This window comes from Parabacteroides sp. AF39-10AC (assembly GCF_003635405.1).
Lineage (GTDB): Bacteria > Bacteroidota > Bacteroidia > Bacteroidales > Tannerellaceae > Parabacteroides > Parabacteroides distasonis.
In genome coordinates, this window is record NZ_QTLP01000061.1 from 1 (window position 1) to 3,843 (window position 3,843).

The following is a 3,843-nucleotide window of genomic DNA, read 5'->3' on the forward strand; positions in this document are numbered from 1 at the left end:
ACGACAACTTCACGGTGGAGGAACTGGGAGCCATCGCCTTTGGCTACACCAAGTTATTGGAGGAATCCAACGATGTGCTGACGGAACTGAAGAATGTGGTGAATATCACCACGCTCTCCATGACGGACAAGGAGCGCATGGACGTGGTGGAACGCTGCTACTCCAAAATGAAGCGTTACCGCAACCTCGTGAGCTACTACACCAACAAGAACATTAGCGTGAGTTACCTGCGTGCGAAGAAGAAAAACGACCTTGACCGCATCATGGGGCTGTACGGGAACATGAACGAAAGATATTGGTAGCCTATGAATTTCGACAACCTTCACCAAATTCTGCGCTCGCTCTACGAACAGATGATGCCGCTATGCGGGGACATGGCGGGCGTGGCGAAAGGCATCGCCGGGCTGGGCGCACTCTTTTATGTGGCCTACCGGGTATGGCAGTCGCTGGCGAGAGCCGAACCGATAGACGTGTTCCCTATGCTCCGCCCGTTCGCTATCGGTCTGTGCATCATGTTCTTTCCGACGGTGGTACTGGGTACGATAAACAGCATCATGTCGCCCGTCGTGCAGGGTACGGCAAAGATGCTGGAGGCGGAAACGCTGGACATGAACCGATACCGTGAGCAGAAGGACAAACTGGAGTACGAAGCGATGATGCGCAATCCCGAAACCGCCTACCTCGTGTCAAATGAGGAGTTTGACAAACAACTGGAAGAACTGGGCTGGTCGCCCGGCGACATGGTGACGATGGCGGGGATGTACATCGAGCGCGGGATGTACAACATGAAGAAGGGCATCCGCGACTTCTTCCGCGAGATACTGGAACTGATGTTCCAAGCCGCCGCCCTCGTGATAGACACCATCCGCACGTTCTTCCTCGTGGTGCTGGCGATACTCGGTCCGATAGCCTTCGCCATATCGGTGTGGGACGGCTTCCAAAGCACGCTTACACAGTGGATATGCCGCTACATACAGGTCTATCTGTGGCTGCCCGTGTCGGATATGTTCAGCACCATACTGGCGAAGATACAGGTGCTGATGCTGCAAAGCGACATCGAACGGATGCAGGCTGACCCGAACTTCTCGCTGGATTCGAGCGACGGGGTGTACATCGTCTTCATGATAATCGGCATCATCGGCTACTTCACCATCCCCACGGTGGCAGGCTGGATTATCCAAGCCGGAGGCATGGGAAGCTACGGCCGCAACGTGAACCAGACGGCGGGACGAGCCGGAAGCATGGCGGGCAGCGTGGCGGGCGCAGCCGCAGGAAACGTGGTCGGACGTGTCGGGAAGCTGCTGAAATAATCAACTGACAATTAAAAACGAATAAACAACAATGGAATTTAAGTCACTTAAAAACATCGAATCATCGTTCAGGCAGATACGCCTGTTCGGTATCGTCTTCCTCTCGTTGTGTGCCGTGATAACGGTATGGAGCGTGTGGAGTTCCTACCGCTTCGCGGAGCGGCAACGGGAAAAGATTTACGTGCTGGACAACGGCAAGTCGCTGATGCTGGCTCTCTCGCAGGACTTGTCGCAGAACCGTCCGGCGGAGGCAAGGGAACACGTGCGCCGCTTCCACGAGCTATTCTTCACGCTCTCTCCCGAAAAGAGCGCGATAGAGCATAACGTGAAACGCGCCCTGCTATTAGCGGACAAAAGCGTGTACAACTACTATTCGGACTTTGCCGAGAAGGGGTACTACAACCGTATCATCTCCGGGAACATCAACCAAGTACTGAAGGTGGACAGCGTGGTGTGCGACTTCAACGGCTATCCCTACCGTGCCGTGACCTATGCCACGCAGAAAATCATCCGGCAAAGCAACGTCACCGAACGCAGCCTCGTGACCACGTGCCGCCTCTTGAACTCGTCCCGTTCGGACGACAATCCCAACGGTTTCACCATCGAGGGATTCACCATCATCGAGAACAAGGATTTACAAACCATCAAAAGGTAACGGACATGAAGAAAATCAGGAAATCATTTTGGCGTGCGTACTGGAAACTCCACGACAAAAAGAAAATGCTGGTGGCAAGGCTCAAAGGCTATCTGGACGGTTTACCCCCGAAGACACGCAGGCGCATCGTGCTGGCGATGCTCGCCGCCTTCGCGGTGCTTGCCATCTACACCTTCGGCAAAGCCGTCTATGACATCGGCAGGAATGGCGGCAACCGGATAGTAACAGACCATGCCGGACAGGTGGGACTGTCCGTAAAGCCGTAAAACAATCACAACGTAATACCTTATTTATATGGAACAGACGAAGAATGAACCTAAAAACGAAAACAAGGCGGCTCCCGACAATGGGAAACCGAAGAAGGAGCGCAAGCCGCTGACCGAAGCCCAAAGGCTGAAACGTCAGAAAATGATAGTGCTGCCCGCTATGGTGCTGGTATTCATCGGGGCTATGTGGCTGATATTCGCCCCGTCTTCCGACAAGGAACAGCAACCGGGAACGAGTGGTTACAACATCGAAATGCCCGACGCTGACAAGGCGAACCGCCAGATCATCGGCGACAAGGCGAAAGCATACGAGCAGGGGGCGATGGAGGAACGGCAGGAGAACCGCAGCCGCACCATGCAGGAACTGGGCGATATGTTCGACCGAGAGGTGGCGGAAACGGACGGTGGCAGGGACTTCGACCTTGCCAATCCCGGAGGAACGGAAGAGAACGTGAAATCCGCCCCGAAGACCATCCAGTCTTCCGCAGCTGCCTACCGCGACCTCAATACCACGCTCGGCAACTTCTATGAGCAGCCGAAGAACGACAACGCGGATATGGACGAACTGTTGGAGCGCATCGCTTCGCTGGAATCGGAACTGGAAAGCGAGAAAGGCAAGGCGTCCGCTGTGGATGATCAAGTGGCACTTATGGAGAAGTCCTACGAGCTGGCGGCGAAGTACATGGGCGGTCAGAACGGTACACAGCCACCTGTCGGACAGGCGGCAGAACCTTACCATGTGCAGAAAGCCGGAAAGAACACGGCTGCACCTGTCAGGCAGGTAACGCATCAGGTGGTGTCCTCGCTCTCACAGCCGATGAGCATCGCCGAATTTGCCGCCTCCTTCTCGCAGGAGCGCAACCGCAGTTTCAATACGGCGGTGGGTGTCACGACCGTGTCGGACAAGAACACCCTGTCGGCGTGCGTCTATGGGGCGCAGAGTGTGACGGATGGGCAGGCTGTCAAACTCCGGCTGCTGGAGCCGATGGCGGTAGCGGACAAAATCATCCCCCGTAATGCGGTGGTGATCGGCACGGCAAAGATTCAGGGCGAACGGCTTGATATTGAAATCACGTCGCTGGAGTACGCGGGTACGATTATCCCGGTAGAGCTGGTGGTGTATGACACGGACGGGCAGCCCGGTATCTTCATTCCCAACTCTATGGAGATGAACGCCGTCAGGGAGGTTGCCGCCAACATGGGCGGCTCGCTGGGCAGCAGCATCAATATCTCCACCAACGCAGGGGCGCAGCTCGCCTCCGATTTGGGTAAAGGGCTGATACAAGGAACCAGCCAGTATATCGCTAAGAAGATGCGTACCGTCAAGGTGCATCTGAAAGCCGGGTACAAGGTCTTGCTCTATCAGGACAGGAATTGAAAAAAGAAAAAGTAACAACAACCAAATTTTTATTTACCACTAAAATCCAAAGTAGAATGAAAAAAGTAATCATCATGTTTGCCCTCGCTATGGGCATCGTAACTGCCAACGCGCAGGAGAACGTAACCGTTGTAACGGACAACGGAAGTGAACAACCGACCTTGACAAAGGAGGTCTATCCGCAGAAGGAGGCGGACGGCGATCTGTATCACGGGCTGACAAAGAAGCTGACCT

At 54.8% G+C, this 3,843-nt stretch carries 4 protein-coding genes and 2 pseudogenes; all 6 read left to right on the forward strand.

Features of this window, described 5'->3' with window-relative positions:
• Positions 1-302: pseudogene (locus DW033_RS23945) on the forward strand (conjugal transfer protein TraI); the annotation flags it as partial.
• A 3-nt stretch (positions 303-305) separates the two neighbouring features.
• Positions 306-1,310, forward strand: a complete 1,005-nt coding sequence (traJ, locus tag DW033_RS23950) for a conjugative transposon protein TraJ (protein ID WP_004308926.1) — start codon at positions 306-308, stop codon at positions 1,308-1,310.
• A gap of 31 nt (positions 1,311-1,341) precedes the next feature.
• Positions 1,342-1,965 (forward strand): conjugative transposon protein TraK, encoded by a 624-nt coding sequence (gene traK, locus DW033_RS23955; protein ID WP_004314861.1) that lies wholly within the window; start codon positions 1,342-1,344, stop codon positions 1,963-1,965.
• A gap of 5 nt (positions 1,966-1,970) precedes the next feature.
• The gene (locus DW033_RS23960; RefSeq protein ID WP_004314859.1) at positions 1,971-2,231 is read left to right on the forward strand and encodes a TraL conjugative transposon family protein; all 261 of its coding nucleotides are present in this window, start codon (positions 1,971-1,973) and stop codon (positions 2,229-2,231) included.
• A 28-nt stretch (positions 2,232-2,259) separates the two neighbouring features.
• Positions 2,260-3,609 (forward strand): conjugative transposon protein TraM, encoded by a 1,350-nt coding sequence (traM, locus tag DW033_RS23965; protein ID WP_120081170.1) that lies wholly within the window; start codon positions 2,260-2,262, stop codon positions 3,607-3,609.
• Between the two features lie 56 nt (positions 3,610-3,665).
• Positions 3,666-3,843 (forward strand): annotated as a pseudogene (locus tag DW033_RS25150) (conjugative transposon protein TraN); the annotation flags it as partial.